Source organism: Escherichia sp. E3659 (genome assembly GCF_005781135.1).
GTDB lineage: Bacteria > Pseudomonadota > Gammaproteobacteria > Enterobacterales > Enterobacteriaceae > Escherichia.
Genome location: NZ_VATQ01000004.1, coordinates 45,885 through 71,375, shown reverse-complemented (window position 1 = coordinate 71,375; position 25,491 = coordinate 45,885). Strand labels below are relative to the sequence as shown.

Genomic DNA, 25,491 nt, shown 5'->3' with positions numbered 1-25,491 from the left:
TTGAGAAAATTTTTATCAAAATCAGGAACGGCGTTTGGTTGCGGAGTCCATCCATACTGCCAGCAACAGAATCGCACCTTTGACGATATACTGCCAGAAGGTCGGAACATCCATCATACTCATGCCGTTATCCAGCGAAGCCATGATGAATGCCCCCATCACAGCCCCCGCAACACTCCCTACGCCGCCAGCCAGACTGGTGCCGCCAATCACGCAGGCTGCAATGGCATCCAGTTCGGCGATATTACCGGCAGAAGGCGAGCCTGCACCAAGCCGTGAACTGAGGATTAACCCCGCGATGGCCACCATCAAACCGTTGATAGCAAACACGACAAGTTTGGTGCGTTCTACGTTAATCCCGGAGAGTCGCGCCGCTTCCAGATTGCCGCCAATAGCGTAAATGCGCCGCCCGAAAGCTGTCCTTGTTGCCATAAACATGCCGCCGAGTAACAGCAACGTCAGCAGCAGGACAGGAGTAGGAACGCCACGGTAATCATTCAGTAGCCAGATTGCGCCTAATACGATGATGGCGGTCAAAGCCTGGCGACCGACCACCGCTGTAGATGCCGGAGACTGTAAACCCAAAGCTTGTCGGCGCATTCTTCCACGCCATTGCCAGCCGACAAAAGCCATTAAGCCAAGCGCGCCAATAATGAAACCGGTGCTGGCGGGTAGATAGCTCTGTCCAATTTGTGACATCGCGGCGCTGGTGGGTGAAACCGTCGTACCGTTGGTGATGCCAATGAGGATGCCGCGAAATGCCAACATGCCCGCCAGGGTGACAATAAATGAAGGCACTTTGCGGTACGCGACCCACCAACCATTCCATGCGCCGAGAAGCAGGCCCAGAACCAGCGTCACAATAATGGTGAGTGGCAGAGGCCAGCCTAACCAGACGTCGCAGATAGCGGCGACGCCGCCTAATAGCCCCATCATCGAGCCGACCGAGAGGTCGATTTCGGCAGAAATTATGACGAACACCATCCCTACCGCAAGGATGCCAGTAATCGCGGTCTGGCGTAGCAAGTTGGAGACGTTACGGGCGCTTAAATAGGCGCCGTCAGTAGTCCAGGTAAAGAACAGCATGATGGCGATGATTGCTGCAATCATCACGAAAACTTGTAAATTCAGTGACTTCAGCACAGAGAAGCCACCGGATGTCGGTACGGCTAATTTCACTTCAGACGGATTGCTTTTCGACATGATGTTCGCTCCTCAATGCGGCTTCCATCACCTGCTCCTGAGTCAGGTTATGATTTATCAGGTTGGCTTTTAGTTTTCCTTCATGCATCACCAGTACGCGATCGCTAAGACCAAGTACTTCAGGTAATTCAGAAGAGATGACAATAACGGCGATACCCTGCTGGACGAGTTGGTTAATTAATTTGTAGATCTCGTATTTCGCGCCAATATCGATACCCCTGGTAGGTTCATCAAGAATGAGAATGCGCGGGTTGAGTAACAGACAGCGTGCCAGGATCGCTTTTTGTTGATTGCCGCCGCTTAAACGTCCAATAGCAAGTTCCGGAGACGACGTTTTCACTTTGAGTCGCTGGATAGATTCCAGAATACATTTTTGCTCTGCGGCATCATCAAGCTGGCTAATACCCCCGGTAAATTTGTTGAGTGCGGCGAGGGTAATATTTTTACCAACTGCCATTACCGGAACGATGCCATCACGCTTTCTGTCTTCTGGCACCATTGCAATACCCTGGGCGATGGCTTGCTGGCAATTACGAATATCCACTTGTTTGCCATCAATATAGATTTTCCCTTCCCATTGTCCGGGCCAAACGCCAAAAAGGCATTGAATAGTTTCGGTGCGACCAGCGCCGACCAGTCCAGCAATCCCCAGTATTTCGCCACGTTTCAGGGAAAACGAGACATCGTTAACCCGTTTAATATGACGATTAACCGGATGCCATGCCGTCAGATGTTCTATGCGTAATATTTCATCGCCAGTGGTATGTGGTTCGTTTGGGTACAGTGCCGTTAATTCTCGCCCAACCATCATGGTGATAATATCGTCTTCGCTCATTCCGGCTGCATCACGCGTACCTATGTGTTGACCGTCGCGAATAACACAAATTGTGTCGGAAATCGCTTTGACTTCGTTGAGCTTGTGAGAAATATAGATACATGCGATGCCGTGTTGTTGCAGATCGCGAATAATATCCAGTAAAACTGTGGTTTCCAGCTCAGTTAATGAGGCGGTTGGTTCATCGAGAATTAATAAACGCACCTGTTTATTTAGTGCCTTGGCAATTTCAACGAGTTGTTGTTGCCCAAGCCCTAAATCACCAACGCGGGTATCTGGTGAAATGGATAAGCTGACTTGCGCTAACAGTTTCTGACAGCGTAGCGTCATCTGGTCATAATCCATGACCCCATTGCGGGTTATCTCATTGCCAAGAAAGATATTTTCCAGCACGGTCAACTCTTTCACCAATGCTAATTCCTGGTGAATGATGGCAATACCTTTGCGTTCGGTATCGCGGATGTGACTTGCCTGTATTACTTCACCAGCAAAAGTAATTTCGCCTTCGTAACTGCCAAAGGGATAAATTCCGCATAGCACTTTCATTAATGTTGATTTACCAGAACCGTTCTCACCGCAAAGTGAGACGATCTCACCAGCATTTAGCCGCAAACTGACGTTATCTATCGCCTTTACGCTGCCGAAAGTTTTGGTAATGCTCTTCATTTCAAGTAGATAAGACATAACGACTCCACCTAAGCCAATCAGTTCATGCGGCATGGAGAGAAATCACGTCCCCGTTGTCGACAGGGACGTAACGCTTAAAGCTCGCTCTCCTTGTGGAAACCGTCTTTAATCACCGTGTCTTTGATGTTGTTTTTATTCACATCAATAGGTGTCAGCAGGCGGGATGGAACATCTTTCAGCCCATTATTCAGCGTGGTATCTGCTTTAGGTTGTTGATCGTTACCCAGTTCAACGGCAATTTCCGCGGCAGTATTTGCCAGAAGAGTAATCGGTTTATACACCGTCATGGTTTGCGTACCCGCAGCAATGCGTTTAATACCGGCGAGATCCGCATCCTGACCGGAAATGGCGACTTTCCCTGACAAACCTTGTGCGCTTAATGCCTGAATAGCCCCGCCAGCAGTAGCATCGTTAGAAGCAACAACAGCGTCAATTTTGTTATTGTTGGCGGTCAACGCGTTTTCCATAATTTTCAGCGCGTTTTCTGGTAACCAGCCATCAACCCATTGGTCGCCTACGACTTTAATTTTCCCGGAGTCGACGTAAGGTTTTAATACTTTCATTTGCCCGGCGCGGAAAAGCTTAGCGTTGTTATCTACTGGAGAGCCGCCCATCAGGAAATAATTTCCTTGCGGGACGATATCGACCAGCGCTTTTGCTTGTAGTTCACCCACTTTTTCGTTATCGAAAGAAATATAAAAGTCGATATCAGCATCATTAATCATGCGGTCGTAAGCTAATACTTTAATGCCTTCTTGTTTTGCTTCTTTTACAACGTTACTTAATACCTGTCCGTTATACGGAATAATGACAAGAACATCGACTCCCCGGTTAATCATGTTTTCAATCTGCGACATTTGAGTTTCTTCGTTGCCATTTGCAGACTGCACAAATACTTTTGCACCGAGAGATTCAGCTTTTTTCACGAAAATATCCCGGTCTTTCTGCCAGCGCTCAAGACGGAGATCATCAATAGCCATACCGATTTTGACTTCTTTAGCATGTGCCGCAACGTTGGTTAGCAGAAGTGAGGTGCACAGGGTGAGTAAAATGTTCTTTATTTTCATGGTTCAGAGGCCTTCTTTTGTTAGAGGGTAGCTTTAAAAAGTCACAATCACCGCGTTAAACGTGACCAATTTTTAGCAACTAAATGGGGGAAAACAATTACAGATTTTTATCTTTCGATTACGATTTTTCGTTTATTTCTTGATTTATGACCGAGATCTTATTTTTGTTGGTTAATCGAATTTGTTGCATTTTTCTCTTCGAGTAATTACCCAATTTCATCATTCCCTTTTATTTTGCGAGCGAGCGCACACTTGTGAATTATCTCAATAGCAGTGTGAAATAACATAATTGAGCAACTTAAAGGGAGTGCCCAATATTACGACATCATCCATCACCCGCGGCATTACCTGATTATGGAGTTCATTATGCAAGCTTATTTTGACCAGCTCGATCGCGTTCGTTATGAAGGCCCGAAATCCTCTAACCCGTTAGCATTCCGTCACTACAACCCCGACGAATTGGTGTTGGGTAAGCGTATGGAAGACCATTTGCGTTTTGCCGCTTGCTACTGGCACACCTTCTGCTGGAACGGGGCGGATATGTTTGGCGTAGGCGCGTTTAACCGTCCCTGGCAGCAACCTGGCGAGGCGCTGGCATTGGCGAAGCGTAAAGCAGATGTCGCATTTGAGTTTTTCCACAAATTACATGTGCCTTTTTATTGCTTCCACGATGTGGACGTTTCCCCGGAAGGCGCATCGTTAAAAGAGTACATCAATAACTTTGCGCAAATGGTCGATGTGCTGGCAGGTAAACAAGAAGAGAGCGGCGTGAAACTGCTGTGGGGAACCGCTAACTGCTTTACTAACCCACGTTATGGTGCGGGCGCAGCTACGAATCCCGACCCGGAAGTTTTCAGCTGGGCAGCAACACAAGTCGTTACGGCGATGGAAGCGACGCATAAACTGGGTGGTGAAAACTATGTGCTGTGGGGCGGTCGCGAAGGTTACGAAACGCTGCTGAATACCGATTTGCGTCAGGAGCGTGAACAGATTGGCCGCTTTATGCAGATGGTGGTTGAGCATAAACATAAAATCGGTTTCCAGGGTACTCTGCTTATCGAACCGAAACCGCAAGAGCCGACCAAACATCAATATGATTACGATGCCGCGACGGTCTACGGCTTCCTGAAGCAGTTTGGCCTGGAAAAAGAGATTAAACTGAATATTGAAGCAAACCACGCAACGTTGGCGGGGCACTCTTTCCACCATGAAATTGCCACCGCCATTGCGCTTGGTCTGTTCGGTTCTGTCGATGCTAACCGTGGTGACGCGCAGTTGGGCTGGGATACCGACCAGTTCCCGAACAGCGTGGAAGAAAATGCGCTGGTGATGTATGAAATTCTCAAAGCGGGCGGTTTTACCACCGGTGGTTTGAACTTCGATGCCAAAGTACGTCGTCAGAGCACCGATAAATATGACCTGTTTTACGGTCATATTGGCGCGATGGATACGATGGCACTGGCGCTGAAAATTGCAGCACGTATGATTGAAGACGGTGAGCTGGATAAACGCGTCGCGCAACGTTATTCCGGCTGGAATAGCGAACTGGGCCAGCAAATTCTGAAAGGCCAAATGTCACTGGCGGATTTAGCAAAATATGCCCAGGAACATAATCTTGCACCGGTGCATCAGAGTGGTCGCCAGGAGCAGTTAGAAAATCTGGTAAACCATTATCTGTTCGACAAATAACGGCTAACTGTGCAGTCCGTTGGCCCGGTTATCGGTAGCGATACCGGGCATTTTTTAAGGAACGATCGCTATGTATATCGGGATAGATCTTGGCACATCGGGCGTGAAAGTCATTCTGCTCAACGAACAGGGTGAGGTAATTGCTTCACAAACAGAAAAACTAACCGTTTCTCGCCCGCATCCCCTCTGGTCTGAACAAGACCCGGAACAGTGGTGGCAGGCAACAGATCGTGCAGTGAGAACGCTTGCGCGACAATATTCTTTGCAAGAGGTTAAGGCGTTAGGTATTGCCGGACAGATGCACGGAGCAACGTTACTTGATGCTCGGCAGCAGGTATTACGTCCAGCGATTTTGTGGAATGACGGGCGCTGTGCGCAAGAGTGCGCTTTGCTTGAAGCACGAGTCCCGGATTCGCGCGCTATAACCGGCAATCTGATGATGCCCGGATTTACCGCGCCTAAGCTGCTGTGGGTGCAACGCCATGAGCCAGATATATTCCGTCAGGTAGACAAAGTTTTATTGCCAAAAGATTATTTGCGTCTGCGTATGACCGGAGAGTTTGCCAGTGATATGTCTGATGCGGCAGGCACCATGTGGCTGGATGTCGCGAAGCGTGACTGGAGTGATGTCATGCTGCAAGCTTGCCAGCTGTCCCGTGACCAGATGCCAGCATTATACGAAGGCAGTGAAGTTACCGGGACTTTGCTACCCGAGGTGGCAAAAGCATGGGGAATGGCGGCAGTGCCTGTTGTCGCGGGCGGCGGCGATAATGCGGCTGGCGCGGTTGGTGTGGGTATGGTTGATGCCAATCAGGCAATGCTGTCGCTGGGAACTTCTGGTGTTTATTTTGCGGTGAGCGAAGGGTTCTTAAGCAAGCCGGAAAGCGCCGTACACAGCTTTTGCCATGCATTACCAGAGCGTTGGCATTTAATGTCGGTGATGTTGAGTACAGCATCGTGTCTGGATTGGGCCGCGAAATTAACCGGCCTGAGTAATGTCCAGGCCTTAATTGCAGCTGCGCAACAGGCAGATGAAAGTGCCGAGCCAATCTGGTTTTTGCCTTATCTTTCCGGCGAGCGTACCCCGCACAATAATCCACAGGCGAAGGGGGTTTTCTTTGGCCTGACCCATCAACACGGCCCTAATGAACTGGCGCGAGCAGTGCTGGAAGGCGTGGGATATGCGCTGGCCGATGGCATGGATGTAGTGCACGCCTGCGGCATTAAACCGCAAAGTATTACCCTGATTGGTGGTGGAGCGCGTAGTGAGTACTGGCGTCAGATGCTGGCGGATATCTGCGGTCAGCAGTTGGATTACCGCACGGGTGGTGATGTAGGGCCTGCACTGGGCGCAGCAAGGTTGGCGCAGATTGCGGTGAATCCAGATAAATCGCTCAGTGAATTGTTGCCGCAACTGCCGTTAGAGCAGTCGCATATGCCGAACGCGCAGCATCATGCCGCTTATCAGCCACGACGCGAAACATTCCGTCGTCTCTATCAGCAACTTCTGCCACTAATGGCGTAAACTTATCCCCCGCCTGACCGGGCAGGGGATAATTTTCGTCTATATATATTATCAATTCATTAATATTTCATATGAATTTATTCTGAAAATCATTTGTTAATGGTGTTTTTCAGTTTTGTCTTTCGTTGGTTAATCGTAATGTATCGCTGGTAGATACGGAGATCATTATGAAAACCTCAAAGACTGTGGCAAAACTATTATTCGTTGTCGGGGCGTTGGTTTATCTGGTTGGGCTAGGGATCTCATGCCCATTGTTAAGCGGCAAAGGCTATTTTCTCGGCGTGTTAATGACGGGAACGTTTGGCAATTATGCTTATCTTCGTGCTGAAAAACTCGGGCAACTGGATGACATGTTTATTCGCATCTGCCAGTTAGTTGCGTTAATCACTATCGGTCTGTTGTTTATCGGCGTTTTAAATGCACCTATCAATGCTTATGAAATGGTGATCTACCCCATCGCCTTTTTTGTCTGCTTGTTTGGTCAAATGCGTTTGTTTCACTCGGCATGAGCAACATAAAGCTCTTACGCATTCAGGAATGAAAGGAATACTGTGATGGAAAACAAAATATCAACCTATTCTCCAGCATTTAGCATTGTGTCATGGATAGCGCTTGGCGGCGGTATTGTTACCTATTTATTAGGGCTATGGAATGCGGAAATGCAGTTAAATGAAAAAGGATATTACTTTGCTGTTCTGGTGCTAGGACTATTTTCAGCCGCATCTTATCAAAAAACTGTGCGGGACAAATATGAAGGCATCCCCACTACATCCATTTATTATATGACCTGTCTGGTTGTCTTTATCATTTCTGTCGCATTACTGATAGTTGGTCTGTGGAATGCAACATTATTACTCAGCGAAAAAGGGTTTTACGGCCTGGCCTTCTTTTTAAGTTTGTTTGGTGCAGTAGCAGTGCAGAAGAATATTCGTGATGCTGGAGTTAACCCATCAAAAGAAACAGTGGTTGCTCAGGAAGAATATAGCGAATAATCCTTGTAAGCCCGGTCAATGTGACCGGGCTTTTGCTCAACTTACGAATCTGTTTCGGTCGATTCGTTGCACCAGCACAGAAAGTAATAAGCTTGTGGCCAGCGTGGCGCAGAAGATCCAGATAATATCCAGTATTGGCCAGTTTTTAAGCTCAATCCCCCGGGTACGCAGCGCATGGATAATCAATGCGTGGAACCCGTATATACCTAAAGAATGGCGTGATATCAGCCCAAGCCCGGGAACAGTGTGTGTATCCAGCGTATTTTTTACCAGGGTCAGTAACGCGATTGCGCAGATAAAAACCATCGGTCCGCAATAGAGATACCAGGTATCGGCAAAATTTCCGCGCCACTGTAATTCATATAATGTCCCGCGAGAGATAATAAATACCCCCGCAACAAACAGTACGGCGCTCACCCACGACAGTGATTTATGTTGCGTATCCACCATGCCAATGGCGCGGCCCAACATGCCATACAGGATGTAGTAAAAAGTATCGCCATTGATATATAAATTAATCGGTAGCCATTCGAAGCCGTCGATCTTCTGTGGCACAGTGTTTGGGTTAGCGATGATGCCAATCACCACCATGAGTACCAGCAACATTTTACCGCTAACGTTTTTCACCTGAACCAGCGGCGAAACCAGATAAATCACCGCAATCGCGAAGAAAAACCATAAGTGATAAAACACAGGCTTTTGTAGCAGGTTTCTCAGCGCTAACTCCACATTGATAGCGGTAAAAAGCGCAATGTAGATCAACGCGATGACACTATAAAACAGCAGGCATAAGCCAATACGCAAGAAATGACGCGGTTGGGCGCTACGTTCGCCAAAAAAGAGATAGCCGGAAATCATGAAAAATAGCGGCACGCTGACACGGGAGGCAGAATTTAGAACATTCGCGATATCCCAGGTTATGGGGCTGACGCTATGGGCGTTGGTTACATACCAGGTGGTGGTATGAATCATCACCACCATTAAACAGGCTATCCCTCGCAGGTTATCAATCCAATAAATTTTGGGCTGCATCTGTGTCTCTGTAACTGGTTAAAAAAGGTCTGACCGATAAATCATTCGGCTGGTGCACTGGAATAATCCGAGTTTTATCTCTACAGCTTATAGAGGCTTGAGGAAATTCGTTAGATTCAGCCACTATACCGATATTAATAATAAGACTCACCTGCAAATAAGACGGTAATTTAATGATGATGAACTATTTCTTTCCAGCAATGGCACTTATTGTGTTAGTGGGATGCTCGACACCGCCACCCGAGCAGAAAGCACAGCGGGTAAAGGTTGAGCCGCTGCGTTCATTGAATATGGAAGCGTTGTGCAAGGATCAGGCAGCAAAACGTTATAACACCGGTGAGCAAAAAATCGACGTCACCGCATTTGAACAGTTCCAGGGGAGCTACGAAATGCGTGGTTATACCTTCCGGAAAGAGCAGTTTGTCTGTTCTTTTGACGCAGATGGCCATTTTTTGCATCTTTCCATGCGTTAAGGCCTGCTTTTTCCCGTTTCGTACTGTATATCTTCCATCCAGCGGGTATACTGATCCCTTCCTTTAAATCCACACGTATCCAGCACGAAATAATATGCAAAAGTTTGATACCAGGACCTTCCAGGGCTTGATCCTGACCTTACAGGATTACTGGGCTCGCCAGGGCTGCACCATTGTTCAACCATTGGACATGGAAGTCGGCGCGGGAACCTCTCACCCAATGACCTGTCTGCGCGCGCTGGGGCCAGAACCGATGGCGGCTGCTTATGTCCAGCCTTCTCGTCGCCCGACCGATGGTCGCTATGGCGAAAACCCCAACCGTTTACAGCACTACTATCAGTTCCAGGTGGTCATTAAGCCATCGCCGGACAATATTCAGGAGCTGTACCTCGGTTCTCTGAAAGAGCTGGGCATGGACCCGACTATCCACGATATCCGTTTCGTGGAAGATAACTGGGAAAACCCGACGCTGGGTGCCTGGGGGCTGGGCTGGGAAGTGTGGCTGAACGGCATGGAAGTGACACAGTTCACTTACTTCCAGCAGGTTGGTGGTCTGGAGTGTAAACCGGTTACCGGCGAGATCACCTACGGTCTGGAACGTCTGGCAATGTACATTCAGGGCGTAGACAGCGTTTACGACCTGGTCTGGAGCGACGGCCCGCTGGGTAAAACCACCTACGGCGACGTGTTCCATCAGAACGAAGTGGAGCAGTCCACTTACAACTTCGAATACGCGGATGTGGACTTCCTGTTCACCTGCTTCGAGCAATACGAGAAAGAAGCGCAGCAGTTGCTGGCGCTGGAAAATCCGCTGCCGCTGCCAGCCTACGAGCGTATTCTGAAAGCCGCCCACAGCTTCAACCTGCTGGATGCGCGTAAAGCCATCTCCGTCACTGAGCGTCAGCGCTATATTCTGCGCATTCGCACCCTGACTAAAGCAGTGGCAGAAGCATACTACGCTTCCCGTGAAGCCCTCGGCTTCCCGATGTGCAACAAAGATAAGTAAGAGGCGGCTATGTCTGAGAAAACTTTTCTGGTGGAAATCGGCACTGAAGAGCTGCCACCAAAAGCACTGCGCAGCCTGGCTGAGTCCTTTGCTGCGAACTTTACTGCGGAGCTGGATAACGCTGGCCTCGCACACGGCACCGTTCAATGGTTTGCTGCTCCGCGTCGTCTGGCGCTGAAAGTAGCTAACCTGGCGGAAGCGCAACCGGATCGTGAAATCGAAAAACGCGGCCCGGCGATTGCCCAGGCGTTCGACGCTGAAGGCAAACCGAGCAAAGCGGCAGAAGGTTGGGCGCGTGGTTGCGGTATTACCGTTGACCAGGCTGAGCGTTTGACTACCGATAAAGGCGAATGGCTGCTGTATCGCGCCCATGTGAAGGGCGAAAGCACCGAAGCACTGCTGCCGAATATGGTTGCGACTTCGCTGGCGAAACTGCCGATCCCGAAACTGATGCGCTGGGGCGCGTCTGACGTACACTTCGTGCGTCCGGTACACACCGTGACCCTGCTGCTGGGCGACAAAGTCATTCCGGCAACCATTCTGGGGATTCAGTCCGATCGCGTGATTCGCGGTCACCGCTTTATGGGCGAACCGGAATTCACTATCGACAATGCCGATCAATATCCGGAAATTCTGCGTGAGCGTGGGAAAGTCATCGCCGATTACGAAGAACGTAAGGCGAAGATTAAAGCCGATGCCGAAGAAGCAGCGCGTAAGATTGGCGGTAACGCTGACTTAAGCGAAAGTCTGCTGGAAGAAGTGGCTTCTCTGGTTGAATGGCCGGTTGTTCTGACCGCGAAATTCGAAGAGAAATTCCTCGCGGTGCCGTCTGAAGCACTGGTTTACACCATGAAAGGTGACCAGAAGTACTTCCCGGTGTATGCGAACGACGGCAAACTGCTGCCGAACTTCATCTTCGTTGCCAACATCGAATCGAAAGATCCGCAGCAAATTATCTCCGGTAACGAGAAAGTCGTTCGTCCACGTCTGGCAGATGCCGAGTTCTTCTTTAATACCGACCGTAAAAAACGTCTGGAAGATAATCTGCCGCGTCTGCAAACCGTGCTGTTCCAGCAACAGCTGGGTACGCTGCGCGACAAAACTGACCGCATTCAGGCGCTGGCTGGCTGGATTGCTGAACAGATTGGTGCAGACGTTAACCACGCTACCCGTGCGGGCCTGCTGTCTAAGTGCGACCTGATGACCAACATGGTCTTTGAGTTCACCGACACCCAGGGCGTTATGGGGATGCACTACGCGCGTCACGATGGCGAAGCGGAAGACGTAGCCGTCGCGCTGAATGAGCAGTATCAGCCGCGCTTTGCCGGTGATGACCTGCCGTCTAACCCAGTGGCTTGTGCGCTGGCGATTGCTGACAAGATGGACACCCTGGCGGGTATCTTCGGTATCGGTCAGCATCCGAAAGGCGACAAAGACCCGTTTGCGCTGCGTCGTGCGGCCCTTGGCGTGCTGCGCATTATCGTCGAGAAGAACCTCAACCTTGATCTGCAAACGCTGACCGAAGAAGCGGTGCGTCTGTATGGCGATAAGCTGACTAATGCCAACGTGGTTGATGATGTTATCGACTTTATGCTCGGTCGCTTCCGCGCCTGGTATCAGGACGAAGGTTACACCGTTGACACCATCCAGGCGGTACTGGCGCGTCGTCCGACCCGTCCGGCAGATTTCGATGCCCGTATGAAGGCGGTATCGCATTTCCGTACCCTGGATGCAGCTGCTGCACTGGCGGCGGCGAACAAACGTGTATCCAACATTCTGGCGAAATCTGACGAAGTGCTGAGCGACCGCGTGAATGCCTCTACCCTGAAAGAGCCGGAAGAAATTAAACTGGCGATGCAGGTGGTTGTTCTGCGAGACAAACTGGAGCCGTACTTTGCTGAAGGTCGTTACCAGGATGCGCTGGTCGAACTGGCCGAGTTGCGTGAACCTGTCGATGCTTTCTTCGATAAAGTGATGGTCATGGTTGATGATAAAGATCTGCGTATCAACCGCCTGACCATGCTGGAAAAACTGCGCGAATTGTTCCTGCGCGTTGCGGATATTTCGCTGTTGCAGTAATTGATAAGTAATCGAAAAACCGACATTCATTTTGGGTGTCGGTTTTTTTTTATCTTAAGGAATGAGATATGGCAAAGTTACGAAAGATAGTAGTGGCTGGCCGCACCTGGCTTTGGGTTTATCGTTACTACTATGCAGATGAGCGAGATTGTTATTTAAGGATAATAAGCAAAGATAAAAAAGCACAGTTTGTAATCTATTTCAGAACTGCTACTTACCATTACGGTGGTTGCCCATTTAATGATGGCCTGCCTGCTTTATACAATAATGTAAAAATCAATATTAATTTGAATCAACCTCGCTTTGTTGCTCAGTTACTGACTTATGTGTTGGAGAATATTCTTCAAGGTACACCATCAGGTGTGATCGAGTACGAGAACGGTACTGAGATGTTGCAGCAGATTGGGTATGAATTTGATTATAAATAATAAAATCCACATACCCCATGATTCCTGGTTAATACGATTATCATTAATAATCACCTGTTGAATATAATATTATGTATCTATTCAGTAAGTGAGATTTTTTTCGGAATTTATCAACAAGAGTGAAATCAGAATATACGCTAGAATAGCTGCGGGTGCTTGAGACTGTTTGTCTCAGGTATCACCGAAAGGCAGACAGAGAAAAGCCCCACCTGACTATAAATCAAAGTGAGGCCCCTCTATGCATAGACACCATAAGGTTAGCCTCTTACTCGTTGGAAATCAACACAGGAGGCTGGGAATGCCGCAGAAATATAAATTGCTTTCTTTAATAGTGATTTGTTTTACGCTTTTATTTTTCACCTGGATGATAAGAGATTCACTGTGTGAATTGCATATTAAACAGGAGAGTTATGAGCTGGTGGCATTTTTAGCCTGCAATTTGAAAGAGTAAGAGTCTTCGGCGGGAAGTTATTCCCGCCTTTCTTACGGTGTTGGGTATTCTCAATGCACCCTAATTTATTTCTTTGATGAATATTATTTAAAAAATACGAACGGATTTGGCTATTAAATAGGTTTTTAATTGAGAACAGGAATGGTTCGGAGCCTTCATGAATAAACTTCTTTTACTGTTGATAATGCTTTATCAACGACATCTTTCTCCTCGCAAAGGATATCGCTGTGCTTACAGTGTGTTGTACCAAACGCAGGGATGTTCGGGGGCAGTCAAAGAGATTATTCAACAGAAAGGTGTTATTGCAGGCTGGGGCGAGATACGTCAGCGTTTTGCAGATTGCCGACTTGCGGCACAGACAATCAGGCAGAAGCAACACCTGAACGAGGTTATACGTAAAAAGAAGAATAATGAGTGTAATGATTGTGATTGTTCCGGGTGTGATGGTGTGGTCTGTCGTGATTGCCACATCCCGATGCCGGATCTGGATTGTTCCTGGGACTGTTCTTCTCTACATATAAAACGGTTTTTCCAATAAAAAAATCCCCGCCAAATGGCAGGGATCTTAGATTCTGTGCTTTTAAGCAGAGATTACAGGCTGGTTACGTTACCAGCTGCTGGGCCTTTAGCGCCGCTTTCGATGGTGAAGGACACTTTCTGACCTTCGTCCAGAGATTTGTAACCATCGTTCTGGATAGCAGAGAAGTGTACGAACACGTCTTTAGAGCCATCGTCAGGAGTGATGAAGCCGAAGCCTTTGTCAGCGTTGAACCATTTTACGATACCAGTCATTTTACCGGACATAGTGTATTACCTTTAATAATTAAGTGTGCCTTTCGGCGATATGGCGTGCTTTACAGATTTTGAAGCGTTAAAGGAAATGTGCACTACGAGGGGTATCAACGATAACTCTTGAAGGGACTTGCCTTACTACACTGCTTTAATGGTCTGTACGTCAAACCGTTGATGTGCATTAAGCCACGCATTGGAGGTGGATGCAACAATTATTTTTCAAATTTATGATTAATCGGTCGGAAAACGGCCCTGTCATCAGGACCGTAAACATCAAAAAAGTTAATAAAACTCTATTCCATCAACTGCTTACTTAATGCTGGATTGGCCTGAATCAGACGCATTAATTTTAGTTCAGCACTGGAAGGCTTCACTCGTCTGGATTCCCATTCCTTTACCATCGCAACGGATACGCCCAAAACACGGGCGAAATCATCAATTTTTAACCCCGTTCCTTTGCGTAATTGCTCAATCTCGGTACAGGGCGTAGGTCTGTGCGTCAGGGTAATCTTCTGTGTTTCATCTTTAAAAACAATTTGTTCCAGGCTGCTCAACAGCTCAAGCATTGGATCTTTATATTCCATTGAAAACTCCTCAAATCACACTGCGGGATCGTGAATTGCATTGAAGCTCATTAAGAATAGTCGGGAAAAACTGACTCAGCGGGAAGCTGCCGGAGTGTGATTCGATTCAGCTTATCAATAACTGTGACTTATAGTTGCCTAACGATATGATTAATGCCGATATATTTCGCAGAATCCCGAATTGTAAAGATTCCGAAAATTTCACTTACCGAAGAGAAGTAAAGTCCTGGCTAAAAAACGCAATAGCAATGCCTGTTTTTAACAATGAAACAACAAATTAACCTTCCTTCATTTTCTACATCATTTTCCCAGGAAGATTATGCATAAAGGGTATCTTGCAAGCTTGTCCTGGACTATCCTTGTCACGTCAGACACGCGTGTGTCGTTGTGCGCTTTTTTTGGGTGAAAGGAGTAAGAAAATGGCGACAGGAAAGTCCTGCTCTCGCTGGTTTGCGCCTCTTGCGGCGTTATTAATGGTAGTTAGCCTGAGTGGGTGTTTTGATAAAGAAGGCGATCAGCGTAAAGCGTTTATCGACTTCCTGCAGAATACAGTGATGCGTAGCGGTGAACGTCTACCAACCCTGACTGCCGATCAGAAAAAACAATTTGGTCCTTTTGTCTCTGATTACGCGATTCTGTATGGCTATTCCCAACAGGTGAATCAGGCGATGGATTCCGGTCTGCGTCCGGTTGTAGACAGCGTTAACGCAATTCGTGTACCACAGGATTATGTCACGCAAAGTGGTCCGCTGCGTGAAATGAACGGTTCGCTGGGTGTACTGGCGCAACAGCTACAAAATGCGAAGTTGCAGGCCGATGCTGCGCACTCTGCGCTGAAACAGACTGATGACCTGAAACCGGTCTTTGATCAGGCATTCACCAAAGTGGTGACGACACCGGCTGATGCGTTACAACCGTTGATTCCGGCGGCACAAACCTTTACACAACAACTGGTAATGGTTGGGGACTATATTTCTCAGCAGGGTACTCAGGTAAGCTTTGTGGCGAATGGCATTCAGTTCCCGACTTCGCAGCAGGCGAGTGAATATAACAAACTGATTGCGCCATTACCGGCACAGCATCAGGCGTTTAATCAGGCCTGGACCGCAGCAGTAACTGCAACCCAATAAAGAGTAAAAGCCCGAGAAATTTTCGGGCTTTTCTTCACGCAGTCGCGGTTATTCCGCGACTTGCGGATTCACACAGTTCTTCTCGACATTCCCTTGTAACGCATTAATCAAATTATCCACCGCACAGGCGGCCATGCCATAACGCGTCTCATGAGTAGCAGAACCAATATGTGGGACTGCGACGACATTTGCCATTGAGAGCAGCGGTGAATCTACTGACAGTGGCTCTTGTTCGAAGACATCCAGTCCGGCGGCGTGAATTTCCCCTTTCTGCAATGCCGCAATCAGTGCATTTTCGTCAACCACCGGTCCACGTCCTGCATTAATGAAGATGGCGGAGGATTTCATTTTGGCGAATTGTTCAGCGCCAAACAGGTGATGCGTTTCTTCAGTTAGCGGCAGGATCAGGCAAACGAAATCCGATTCTTGTAACAGCGTATCCAGATCGCAATAACGGGCGTTAAAGCGTTCTTCGGCTTCTTTATGGTGGCGGCGAGCGTTATAGAGGATAGGCATGTTGAAGCCAAAGTGTGCCCGTTGTGCCAGTGCCATGCCGATCCGTCCCATCCCGACAATGCCAAGTGTTTTATGATGCACGTCGCTGCCGTACCAGTCCGGGCCAATGCTCGCGGTCCATTCGCCTGCTTTTACGCGTTCTGCTACCTCGACAACCCGACGCGCGGTACACAGCACCAATGCCATCAGCGTATCGGCCACTGTTTCCGTTAATACGGTTGGCGTATGCATTAGCAGGATTTTTCGGGTGGTAAGCGCATCGACATCGAAATTGTCGTAGCCTACAGAGATAGTTGATGTGGCACGCAGTTTCGGCATTTTTTCCAGCAACACGGCATCAACATTTTCATTTGAACCTAACAAGCCCTCGGCTTCGGCAAAAATATCCGCGTTTTGCGCGACGGTCTGTGGAGTGAGGTCTGTCACCTGGTGAACGGTGAAATGTGCTTGCAGGCGTTGCAGTAAATCATCAGGTAAGGCTTTGTAGAGGATAACGGGCGGCTTCATGCTTCTCTCCATTCACTGATAAGGCGATCACCTTAGCCTGAAAAAAGAAGCAGGAAAACCTAAGAATACCAGGTGATTGAATCACCACCTGGCATGAAAGTGATTACAGCGGGCTTAAGGTAATTTCTACGCGACGGTTTTGGGCTTTGCCTTCTGCGGTGCTGTTGCTGGCGATCGGGTTAGCCGGGCCAAGACCCTGGGTACGAATACGGCTGGCGTCAACGCCCTGGGTAATCAACGCACTGGCAACGGAATCTGCACGCTGCTGCGACAGACGCATGTTCAGGTCATGACCACCAGTGCTGTCGGTGTAGCCAATCACGTTAACCGCCGTTTTCGGGTACTCTTTCAGTACCATTGCAACACCGGTCAGAGTGTTAGCACCTGCTGGTTTCAGAGTGGCGCTGCTGCTGTCGAAGGTCACATTGTTCGGCATGTTGAGGATAATGTTGTCCCCACTGCGCGTTACGCTAACGCCTGTGCCGCGCATTTTGTCGCGCAGTTTCGCTTCCTGCACATCCATGTAATAGCCAACGCCGCCGCCCAGTGCCGCGCCTGCTGCTGCGCCAATCAGTGCGCCTTTACCACGATCTTTCTTCGAAGAAGAGAGTGCGCCAATGCCCGCGCCAACGAGAGAGCCCAGACCCGCGCCAATAGCAGATTTACCCGCTTCGCGTTCGCCGGTGTAAGGGTTAGTTGTACAGCCAGATACCGCCAGAGCGCCACTCACAACGGCGGCAATAAGATAAACACGTTTCTTCATTGTTAATCCTTAATAACCTTTTTATTCTTTGCCACGGGTTTCGTGGCGGAAGATTATGCCGTGTGAACATGAAGATTATTCCTGGGAATACTCGGAAATTTGTAAGTAATATTTAACTGCTCAATACATCTAACTTTTCAGGAGCCTTCGGTTTGGCCAACTCATCCTCACGTTATTCTGTTCTTACTGCCGCCCACTGGGGACCAATGCTGGTTGAAACCGACGGTGAAACAGTTTTCAGCTCGCGTGGTGCGTTAACCACAGGAATAAAAAACTCCTTGCAGAGTGCGGTTCGCGACCAGGTTCATAGCAATACGCGGGTGCGATTTCCGATGGTGCGTAAAGGCTTTCTTGCGTCACCAGAAAATCCGCAAGGGATTCGCGGGCAGGATGAATTTGTTCGCGTGAGTTGGGATGAGGCACTGGATCTTATTCACCAACAACACAAACGCATTCGCGGAGCTTATGGTCCGGCGTCGATTTTTGCCGGTTCCTACGGCTGGCGTTCAAATGGCGTGCTGCATAAAGCGTCAACCTTGTTACAACGCTATATGGCGCTGGCAGGCGGCTATACCGGCCATCTGGGGGATTATTCGACTGGCGCAGCACAGGCGATCATGCCGTATGTTGTGGGTGGCAGCGAAGTTTATCAGCAGCAGACCAGTTGGCCGCTGGTGCTTGAACATAGCGATGTGGTGGTGCTGTGGAGTGCTAACCCTCTAAATACACTGAAAATTGCGTGGAATGCATCCGATGAGCAGGGGCTTTCTTACTTTTCCGCACTGCGTGGCAGCGGGAAAAAGCTGATCTGCATTGATCCTATGCGATCGGAAACCGTTGATTTCTTCGGCGATAAAATGGAATGGGTAGCACCGCATATGGGAACAGATGTGGCGCTGATGCTGGGGATCGCCCATACGCTGGTGGAAAACTGCTGGCACGACGAAGAGTTTCTGGCACGTTGTACTATCGGCTATGACGCCTTCGCTTCTTATTTACAGGGCGAGAGTGATGGCATAGCGAAAACTGCCGAATGGGCGGCGGAGATTTGTGGTGTTCCGGCAGATAAAATCCGCGAACTGGCGGCTATTTTCCATCAAAATACCACCATGCTGATGGCTGGATGGGGAATGCAGCGTCAGCAGTTTGGCGAGCAAAAGCACTGGATGCTCGTCACGCTGGCGGCAATGTTGGGGCAAATCGGTACACCAGGTGGCGGTTTTGGGCTTTCTTATCATTTTGCCAACGGTGGTAATCCCACGCGCCGTGCTGCGGTGCTTTCATCCATGCAGGGCAGTTTGCCGGGTGGTACGGATGCGGTAGATAAAATCCCCGTTGCCCGTATTGTCGAGGCGCTGGAAAATCCTGGTGGCGCATACCAACACAACGGCATGAATCGTCACTTTCCGGATATACGCTTTATCTGGTGGGCGGGCGGCGCCAATTTTACACATCATCAGGACACTAATCGTCTGATTCGAGCCTGGCAAAAACCGGAACTGGTGGTCATTTCAGAATGCTTCTGGACGGCGGCGGCGAAACATGCCGATATCGTCCTGCCTGCAACCACGTCTTTTGAGCGTAACGATCTCACCATGACCGGAGATTACAGCAATCAGCATCTTGTTCCGATGAAACAAGTCGTGCCGCCGCGTGACGAAGCGCGTAATGATTTCGATGTTTTTGCTGAATTAAGCGAACGTTGGCAAAAGGGCGGTTACGCACGGTTCACGGAAGGGAAAAATGAACTGCAATGGCTGGAAACTTTTTATAACGTCGCCCGACAACGAGGGGCAAGTCAGCAGGTTGAATTACCATCGTTTGACGCGTTTTGGGAAGCAAACCAATTCATTGAGATGCCGGAAAACCCAATCAGCGAACAGTTTATCCGGTTTGCTGATTTTCGCCGCGACCCACAGACGCATCCGTTAAAAACGGCCAGTGGTAAGATTGAAATCTTCTCGCAGCGTATCGCGGATTACGGTTACCCGGATTGTCCGGGGCATCCCATGTGGCTGGAGCCGGATGAGTGGCAGGGCAATGCCGAACCGGAACAGTTGCAGGTACTTTCTGCCCATCCCGCACATCGTTTGCACAGCCAGCTAAATTACAGTTCTCTGCGTGAATTATATGCGGTGGCAAACCGAGAACCTGTCACCATTCACCCTGATGATGCACGAGCGCGAGGCATAAAAGAGGGCGACACGGTACGAGTGTGGAACTCGCGCGGGCAAATTCTTGCCGGCGCGGTCATTAGCGAAGGTATTAAACCTGGCGTGATTTGCATTCACGAAGGGGCATGGCCCGATCTGGATTTAACCGCTGGCGGCATTTGTAAAAACGGCGCTGTGAACGTGTTGACGAAAGATCTCCCCAGCTCGCGGCTGGGGAATGGATGCGCGGGTAACACGGCGTTAGCGTGGCTGGAGAAATACACTGGCCCGGAACTGCCACTTACGGCATTTGATCCGCCTGCCAATCCATAATCCAGGTGGGAAGTTGGGTTTCTTCCTGCCAGGCGCAGTCGACAATATGGAATCCTTGCGCATGGTAGAAATTTATCGCGGGCTGGTTTTTCTGGTAAACCTCCAACAATAAATGGGGATGGCGTTGTTGCACATGTTGCATCAGCGCCTTACCAATACCGCGCCTGACGGCCTTTGGTGCGACAAACATCGCAGCTAAAAATCGTCCTTCCATCACGCTGACAAAACCGAGAAGCTTGCCATCTTCTTCCCACACCCAGTTTTGCGCGTTGGCAAGATAAGCATCACGCACCAGCGGAATGCAGTCACGCCAGTAGCTTTCTTCTATGAAAGGATGTCCCCAGGTTGTACTTTCCAGCCATAATTCAAGGATCGCAGGTAATTCCAAACGTTGCGCTTCTCGAATCATTATTTCCTCCCCGGATGGCAACAGCAGCCAACGACATGATTGTTCACCAGTCCGCATGCCTGCATAAAGGAGTAACAAATCGTCGTACCAACAAATTTGAAGCCGCGTTTTTTCAGTGCTTTGGAAAGCGCATCAGAGGCGGGTGTTGAGGTGGGGATTTCGCTCAACGTTTTGGCTTGTGTCACCTGTGGTTGATGGTTTACGAACGACCAGACAAAGTCGGCAAACGGTTCGCCGTTCTGCTCCATTTGCAGGTATGCCCGTGCGTTACCAATTATCGCCTGAATTTTCCCACGATGGCGGATAATCCCGGCATCAAGCACCAGTCTTTCAACGTCCTCTTCCTGCATAGCCGCGACTTTTACCGGATCGAACTGATGAAAACAGGCGCGATAGTTTTCACGTTTTTTGAGAACGGTAATCCAGGATAACCCTGCCTGTTGTCCTTCAAGGCAGATCATTTCGAATAGTTTATTACTGTTGGTTTCAGGCACGCCCCACTCATTATCGTGGTAGGCAATATAAAGCGGGTCCTGACTCACCCAGCCGCAACGTTCCATACTTTCCCTCGCTATGTACCAGATCGTAAATATTTCACCCTCTTGTCTTGACGCATCGGTGAAAAAGTCAATATTTAATACAGGGCTAAGATGCCCGACATCCTACATACAATGACAATAATATTGCCGAATTCGGCTCTTCCATGGAGTCGTGTTAATGATCATAAAAAAATGCGGTGGTCGCTGGCACTTAAGTCTGCTGGCGAGCGTGGTAATCAGTTCTTTTTTTCTCAACACAGCTTACGCCTGGCAACAAGAATATATCGTTGATACGCAACCAGGACATACCACTGAGCGTTATACCTGGGATAGCGATCACCAACCGGACTACAACGATATTTTGTCGCAACGTATTCAAAGTAGCCAAAGAGCGCTGGGACTGGAAGTTAATCTGGCGGAAGAAACCCCTGCGGATGTGACCAGCAGTATGAGTATGGGCTGGAATTTTCCTTTATATGAGCAGGTTACAACGGGTCCAGTCGCCGCATTACATTACGATGGCACAACTACCTCCATGTATAACGAGTTTGGCGACAGTACTGCAACGCTGACCGATCCGTTATGGCATGCCAGCATCAGTACGTTAGGCTGGCGTGTTGACTCCCGGCTTGGCAATTTCCGTCCCTGGGCGCAAATCAGCTACAACCAGCAATTGGGTGAAAATATCTGGAAGGCTCAATCAGGCCTAAGTCGCATGACGGCGACAAATCAGAATGGTAATTGGCTTGATGTGACCGTAGGAGCCGATATGTTGCTTAACCAACATATTGCCGCCTATGCCGCGTTATCTCAGGCGGAGAATAGCGCCAATGATAGTGATTATTTGTATACCATGGGCGTTAGCGCCAGATTTTAACGTATTTGTTACAACTATGGGCTACTAATAACAACCATTGCAATGATAGTGTGTGCTAACTGACCAAATAATTATTGCGGTGAATATTTGTCACGTCATTCATTCCTGAACTAAGGCATTTCATTCCGTTTTGATGGCATTTCATGCCGTTTTTTCCCCTGCATAAAATGCACTTCGTTATGTTTGTCGGCAGAGAATTTTCCTTTTTACTACCGCAGGAATTACTGCCATGACACCTTCAAACTATCAGCGTACGCGCTGGCTTACCCTTATCGGTACCATTATCACCCAGTTTGCGCTGGGGTCAGTTTATACCTGGAGCCTGTTTAATGGCGCGCTCTCAGCCAAACTGGATGCGCCGGTCAGTCAGGTTGCTTTCTCCTTTGGCCTGTTGAGTCTGGGACTGGCAATTTCTTCTTCTGTTGCTGGCAAGTTACAGGAACGTTTTGGTGTCAAGCGCGTCACAATGGCTTCCGGTATTCTGCTGGGGGTAGGTTTCTTCCTTACCGCGCATTCCAACAGCCTAATGATGCTGTGGTTGAGCGCTGGTGTGCTGGTTGGTCTGGCAGATGGTGCGGGTTATCTGCTGACCCTTTCTAACTGCGTGAAGTGGTTCCCGGAGCGTAAGGGTCTGATCTCCGCATTCGCCATTGGTTCTTACGGCCTGGGAAGCCTGGGTTTCAAATTTATCGACACACAATTGCTGGAAACGGTCGGTCTGGAAAAAACCTTTGTAATTTGGGGCGCGATTGCGCTGGTGATGATTGTCTTTGGCGCGACGTTAATGAAAGATGCGCCGAAACAGGAAGTGAAAACCAGTAATGGCGTAGTAGAGAAGGACTACACCCTGGCAGAGTCTATGCGTAAACCGCAATACTGGATGCTGGCGGTGATGTTCCTTACTGCCTGCATGAGCGGTCTGTATGTGATTGGTGTGGCGAAAGATATTGCTCAGAGCCTGGCGCATCTTGATGCAATTTCCGCGGCCAACGCAGTAACGGTTATTTCTATTGCTAACCTTTCTGGTCGTCTGGTGCTGGGCATTCTGTCTGACAAAATCGCCCGTATCCGTGTTATCACCATTGGTCAGGTGATTTCGCTGGTGGGTATGGCGGCCCTGCTGTTTGCACCATTGAATGCAGTGACGTTCTTCGCGGCGATTGCCTGTGTGGCGTTTAACTTCGGTGGCACAATTACCGTTTTCCCGTCACTGGTCAGTGAGTTCTTCGGCCTCAATAACCTGGCGAAAAACTACGGCGTGATTTATCTTGGCTTCGGTATCGGTAGTATCTGCGGTTCGATTATCGCCTCACTGTTTGGCGGCTTCTATGTGACCTTCTACGTGATTTTCGCCCTGCTGATTCTGTCATTGGCGCTTTCTACGACCATTCGTCAGCCAGAGATCAGGGTGTTGCGCGAAGTACATGGTTAAGTTTAGCGACAGGTTTTAGACTTGTCCTGAGATTAAAAGGGCCATAAAGCTGGCCCTTTTAAGCGTTCAATTACCGCATAAGTCTCCTTTCATACTTGTATTTTTGTAAATTTGTGCTTCAAGTACACTCTTTCCCCACACTTTTTCCCTTTGCTGTGGTCTACTTATCAGCGTGTGCAGATTTTCCTTATCTGACGACCTTCGCACTTTTCCCTTGCCTGGCTTGAAAGGCCATAATGCAGGGTGTTATCACCTGTTTTTCCAGGGTTTGTTTGCATGAGATATATCAAAACGATAACGCAGCAAAAGCTAAGCTTTTTGCTCGCTGTCTATATCGGTCTGTTTATGAATTGCGCAGTCTATTTCCGTCGGTTTGACGGTTACGCGCATAACTTCACTTTTCTTAATGGCGTCTCGGCGGTTATCGAACTGGCGGGGACGGTTCTGGCAACCTTCTTCTTTTTACGTTTAATTTCACTCTTTGGCAGAACGGCCTGGAAAGTGCTGGCTTCATTGCTGGTGCTGATTTCTGCCGGAGCCAGCTACTACATGACATTTATGAATGTCATGATTGGCTACGGGATTGTCGCTTCGGTGATGACCACCGACATCGACCTGTCGAAAGAAGTGGTTGGCTGGACGCTTATCGCATGGGTTGTACTGGTGAGTATTATCCCGTTGCTATTTATCTGGATGAACCGTTCACAAGACACCTTCTTGCGTCAACTTTGTACCCCGAAAACTCGCTGGCGTAGTGCGTTTACCGTGCTTTTGGCGGGCTTGTTGGTATGGGGTCCAATTCGTCTGATGGATGTAGTGCAAAAGCGTGCAGACCGTATGGCCGGAGTGGATATGCCAAGCTACGGCGGCGTGCTGGCGAACTCTTATTTGCCTTCGAACTGGCTTTCTGCGTTGGGGCTGTATGCCTGGGCGCAAGTGGATGAATCGTCAGACAATCGGTCGCTGATGAATCCGGCAAAAAAATTCACCTATACCCCGACGCAAAATCTCGACGACACCTATGTGGTTTTCATTATTGGCGAAACTACGCGTTGGGATCATATGGGGATGCTGGGCTACGAGCGGGATACCACGCCGAAGCTGGCCAAAGAGAAAAACCTGGTGATGTACCGTGGTTATTCTTGTGATACCGCGACTAAATTATCACTACGTTGTATGTTTGTGCGTGAAGGTGGAACGGAAGATAACCCACAACGTACGCTTAAAGAGCAGAACGTATTTGCGGTTCTCAAACAGCTGGGCTTTAGCTCTGATTTGTACGCCATGCAGAGTGAGATGTGGTTCTACAGCAACACCATGGCTGACAACATTGCCTATCGCGAGCAAATTGCAGCTGAGCCACGTAACCGTGGGAAAGCGGTGGACGATATGTTGCTGGTCAATGAGATCGAGCGTTCTCTGGAGAAAAAACCAGAAGGTAAACATCTGATTGTGCTGCATACCAAAGGGTCACACTATAACTATACTCAACGTTACCCTCGTGAGTTTGCCCAGTGGAAGCCAGAGTGCTATGCCATTGACCGCAAATGCCCACGAGCGCCGATGATTAACTCATATGATAACTCCATCACCTATGTTGATCATTTTATCGACACGGTTATCGACAAATTCCGCGATAAGAAGGCCATTATTTTCTATGCAGCGGACCACGGTGAGTCAATTAACGAGCGTGAGCACTTGCATGGCACACCACGCGAATATGCGCCACCGGAGCAGTTCCGCGTACCGATGATGGTCTGGATGTCGGATAAATATCTGGAGAATCCGGCCAACGCGCAGGCATTCGCGCAATTGAAGAAAGAAGCGGATATCAAAGTGCCACGCCGTCATGTAGAACTGTACGACACCATTTTAGGTTGCCTTGGTTATACTTCACCGGACGGTGGTATCAACGAAAACAACAACTGGTGTCGAATCCCTCAGGCGAAGAAGGCAGAAGCTAACTAAATGCACTGCTGAGTTTCTCGC

25 protein-coding genes are annotated in these 25,491 nt (G+C 48.9%); 15 read left to right on the top strand and 10 right to left on the bottom strand.

Features of this window, described 5'->3' with window-relative positions:
- Positions 1 to 21: 21 nt before the first annotated feature.
- The 3 genes from xylH to xylF all read right to left on the bottom strand — a co-directional run bounded on the left by xylH (position 22) and on the right by xylF (position 3,792).
- Positions 22 to 1,203 carry a xylose ABC transporter permease XylH gene (gene xylH, locus FEK47_RS04775; RefSeq protein ID WP_130210036.1) on the bottom strand — a complete coding sequence of 394 codons (1,182 nt, stop codon included), beginning with the start codon at positions 1,201 to 1,203 and terminating at the stop codon, positions 22 to 24.
- Complete coding sequence (locus FEK47_RS04770) at positions 1,181 to 2,722, bottom strand: D-xylose ABC transporter ATP-binding protein (protein WP_135405320.1); 1,542 nt, start codon at positions 2,720 to 2,722, stop codon at positions 1,181 to 1,183. The genes xylH and FEK47_RS04770 overlap by 23 nt, the downstream gene beginning before the upstream one ends.
- Before the next feature lie 77 nt (positions 2,723 to 2,799).
- The gene (xylF, locus tag FEK47_RS04765; RefSeq protein ID WP_130210040.1) at positions 2,800 to 3,792 is read right to left on the bottom strand and encodes a D-xylose ABC transporter substrate-binding protein; all 993 of its coding nucleotides are present in this window, start codon (positions 3,790 to 3,792) and stop codon (positions 2,800 to 2,802) included.
- 366 nt (positions 3,793 to 4,158) lie between these two features.
- Between xylF and xylA the strand changes: the two genes are divergently transcribed.
- The 4 genes from xylA to yiaA all read left to right on the top strand — a co-directional run bounded on the left by xylA (position 4,159) and on the right by yiaA (position 7,998).
- Positions 4,159 to 5,481, top strand: coding sequence for a xylose isomerase (gene xylA / locus FEK47_RS04760; RefSeq protein WP_064527882.1), 1,323 nt, complete (start codon positions 4,159 to 4,161; stop codon positions 5,479 to 5,481).
- 70 nt (positions 5,482 to 5,551) lie between these two features.
- Positions 5,552 to 7,006, top strand: coding sequence for a xylulokinase (gene xylB / locus FEK47_RS04755; RefSeq protein WP_135486845.1), 1,455 nt, complete (start codon positions 5,552 to 5,554; stop codon positions 7,004 to 7,006).
- A 167-nt stretch (positions 7,007 to 7,173) separates the two neighbouring features.
- Complete coding sequence (yiaB, locus tag FEK47_RS04750) at positions 7,174 to 7,515, top strand: inner membrane protein YiaB (RefSeq protein WP_130223009.1); 342 nt, start codon at positions 7,174 to 7,176, stop codon at positions 7,513 to 7,515.
- Positions 7,516 to 7,560: 45 nt separating this feature from the next.
- Entirely contained in the window at positions 7,561 to 7,998 is a 438-nt protein-coding gene (gene yiaA / locus FEK47_RS04745; RefSeq protein WP_130216246.1) for an inner membrane protein YiaA, read from the top strand.
- A gap of 36 nt (positions 7,999 to 8,034) precedes the next feature.
- Here the strand turns inward: yiaA and FEK47_RS04740 are convergent, their stop codons facing one another.
- Positions 8,035 to 9,030, bottom strand: coding sequence for an acyltransferase (locus FEK47_RS04740; protein ID WP_135486844.1), 996 nt, complete (start codon positions 9,028 to 9,030; stop codon positions 8,035 to 8,037).
- 173 nt (positions 9,031 to 9,203) lie between these two features.
- Here FEK47_RS04740 and FEK47_RS04735 point away from each other — a divergent pair, with 173 nt between their 5' ends.
- The 6 genes from FEK47_RS04735 (at position 9,204) to yidD (ending at position 14,005) form a co-directional block, all read left to right on the top strand.
- The gene (locus tag FEK47_RS04735) at positions 9,204 to 9,503 is read left to right on the top strand and encodes a YsaB family lipoprotein (protein ID WP_130216250.1); all 300 of its coding nucleotides are present in this window, start codon (positions 9,204 to 9,206) and stop codon (positions 9,501 to 9,503) included.
- Between the two features lie 94 nt (positions 9,504 to 9,597).
- On the top strand, positions 9,598 to 10,509 hold the full coding sequence (gene glyQ, locus FEK47_RS04730) for a glycine--tRNA ligase subunit alpha (protein ID WP_001168544.1): 912 nt from the start codon (positions 9,598 to 9,600) through the stop codon (positions 10,507 to 10,509).
- A gap of 9 nt (positions 10,510 to 10,518) precedes the next feature.
- Positions 10,519 to 12,588 carry a glycine--tRNA ligase subunit beta gene (gene glyS, locus FEK47_RS04725; protein WP_130216252.1) on the top strand — a complete coding sequence of 690 codons (2,070 nt, stop codon included), beginning with the start codon at positions 10,519 to 10,521 and terminating at the stop codon, positions 12,586 to 12,588.
- 68 nt (positions 12,589 to 12,656) lie between these two features.
- On the top strand, positions 12,657 to 13,016 hold the full coding sequence (locus FEK47_RS04720) for a hypothetical protein (protein WP_138183125.1): 360 nt from the start codon (positions 12,657 to 12,659) through the stop codon (positions 13,014 to 13,016).
- A gap of 298 nt (positions 13,017 to 13,314) precedes the next feature.
- Positions 13,315 to 13,467 (top strand): type I toxin-antitoxin system toxin HokA, encoded by a 153-nt coding sequence (hokA, locus tag FEK47_RS04715; RefSeq protein ID WP_130216254.1) that lies wholly within the window; start codon positions 13,315 to 13,317, stop codon positions 13,465 to 13,467.
- Positions 13,468 to 13,624: 157 nt separating this feature from the next.
- Entirely contained in the window at positions 13,625 to 14,005 is a 381-nt protein-coding gene (gene yidD / locus FEK47_RS04710; RefSeq protein ID WP_135486843.1) for a membrane protein insertion efficiency factor YidD, read from the top strand.
- A gap of 53 nt (positions 14,006 to 14,058) precedes the next feature.
- On the opposite strand, the gene cspA is transcribed toward yidD, so the two are convergent.
- Both cspA and FEK47_RS04700 read right to left on the bottom strand, forming a co-directional pair.
- Positions 14,059 to 14,271, bottom strand: a complete 213-nt coding sequence (gene cspA / locus FEK47_RS04705; protein ID WP_000014594.1) for an RNA chaperone/antiterminator CspA — start codon at positions 14,269 to 14,271, stop codon at positions 14,059 to 14,061.
- Positions 14,272 to 14,552: 281 nt separating this feature from the next.
- On the bottom strand, positions 14,553 to 14,843 hold the full coding sequence (locus FEK47_RS04700) for an HTH-type transcriptional regulator (RefSeq protein WP_130216258.1): 291 nt from the start codon (positions 14,841 to 14,843) through the stop codon (positions 14,553 to 14,555).
- A gap of 419 nt (positions 14,844 to 15,262) precedes the next feature.
- Here FEK47_RS04700 and FEK47_RS04695 point away from each other — a divergent pair, with 419 nt between their 5' ends.
- Positions 15,263 to 15,973: a DUF3053 domain-containing protein gene (locus tag FEK47_RS04695; RefSeq protein WP_130216260.1), complete on the top strand. Its 711-nt coding sequence runs from the start codon at positions 15,263 to 15,265 to the stop codon at positions 15,971 to 15,973.
- A gap of 48 nt (positions 15,974 to 16,021) precedes the next feature.
- Here the strand turns inward: FEK47_RS04695 and ghrB are convergent, their stop codons facing one another.
- Both ghrB and FEK47_RS04685 read right to left on the bottom strand, forming a co-directional pair.
- Positions 16,022 to 16,996, bottom strand: coding sequence for a glyoxylate/hydroxypyruvate reductase GhrB (gene ghrB, locus FEK47_RS04690; RefSeq protein WP_138183124.1), 975 nt, complete (start codon positions 16,994 to 16,996; stop codon positions 16,022 to 16,024).
- Between the two features lie 103 nt (positions 16,997 to 17,099).
- Positions 17,100 to 17,759, bottom strand: coding sequence for an OmpA family lipoprotein (locus FEK47_RS04685; protein ID WP_000747625.1), 660 nt, complete (start codon positions 17,757 to 17,759; stop codon positions 17,100 to 17,102).
- Between the two features lie 152 nt (positions 17,760 to 17,911).
- Here FEK47_RS04685 and bisC point away from each other — a divergent pair, with 152 nt between their 5' ends.
- Positions 17,912 to 20,245, top strand: a complete 2,334-nt coding sequence (gene bisC, locus FEK47_RS04680; RefSeq protein ID WP_138183123.1) for a biotin sulfoxide reductase — start codon at positions 17,912 to 17,914, stop codon at positions 20,243 to 20,245.
- Here the strand turns inward: bisC and FEK47_RS04675 are convergent.
- Together FEK47_RS04675 and tag are read right to left on the bottom strand one after the other, a co-directional pair.
- Entirely contained in the window at positions 20,214 to 20,654 is a 441-nt protein-coding gene (locus FEK47_RS04675) for an N-acetyltransferase (RefSeq protein WP_135486842.1), read from the bottom strand. The genes bisC and FEK47_RS04675 overlap by 32 nt on opposite strands.
- Positions 20,654 to 21,214, bottom strand: a complete 561-nt coding sequence (gene tag / locus FEK47_RS04670; RefSeq protein ID WP_135486841.1) for a DNA-3-methyladenine glycosylase I — start codon at positions 21,212 to 21,214, stop codon at positions 20,654 to 20,656. The genes FEK47_RS04675 and tag overlap by 1 nt, the downstream gene beginning before the upstream one ends.
- Before the next feature lie 157 nt (positions 21,215 to 21,371).
- Here tag and FEK47_RS04665 point away from each other — a divergent pair, with 157 nt between their 5' ends.
- From FEK47_RS04665 to eptB, 3 genes are all read left to right on the top strand, one after another.
- Positions 21,372 to 22,070, top strand: coding sequence for an autotransporter outer membrane beta-barrel domain-containing protein (locus FEK47_RS04665; protein WP_135486840.1), 699 nt, complete (start codon positions 21,372 to 21,374; stop codon positions 22,068 to 22,070).
- 229 nt (positions 22,071 to 22,299) lie between these two features.
- On the top strand, positions 22,300 to 23,502 hold the full coding sequence (locus FEK47_RS04660; RefSeq protein WP_130216272.1) for an MFS transporter: 1,203 nt from the start codon (positions 22,300 to 22,302) through the stop codon (positions 23,500 to 23,502).
- Between the two features lie 276 nt (positions 23,503 to 23,778).
- Positions 23,779 to 25,470: a kdo(2)-lipid A phosphoethanolamine 7''-transferase gene (gene eptB / locus FEK47_RS04655; protein WP_138183122.1), complete on the top strand. Its 1,692-nt coding sequence runs from the start codon at positions 23,779 to 23,781 to the stop codon at positions 25,468 to 25,470.
- Positions 25,471 to 25,491 lie beyond the last annotated feature (21 nt).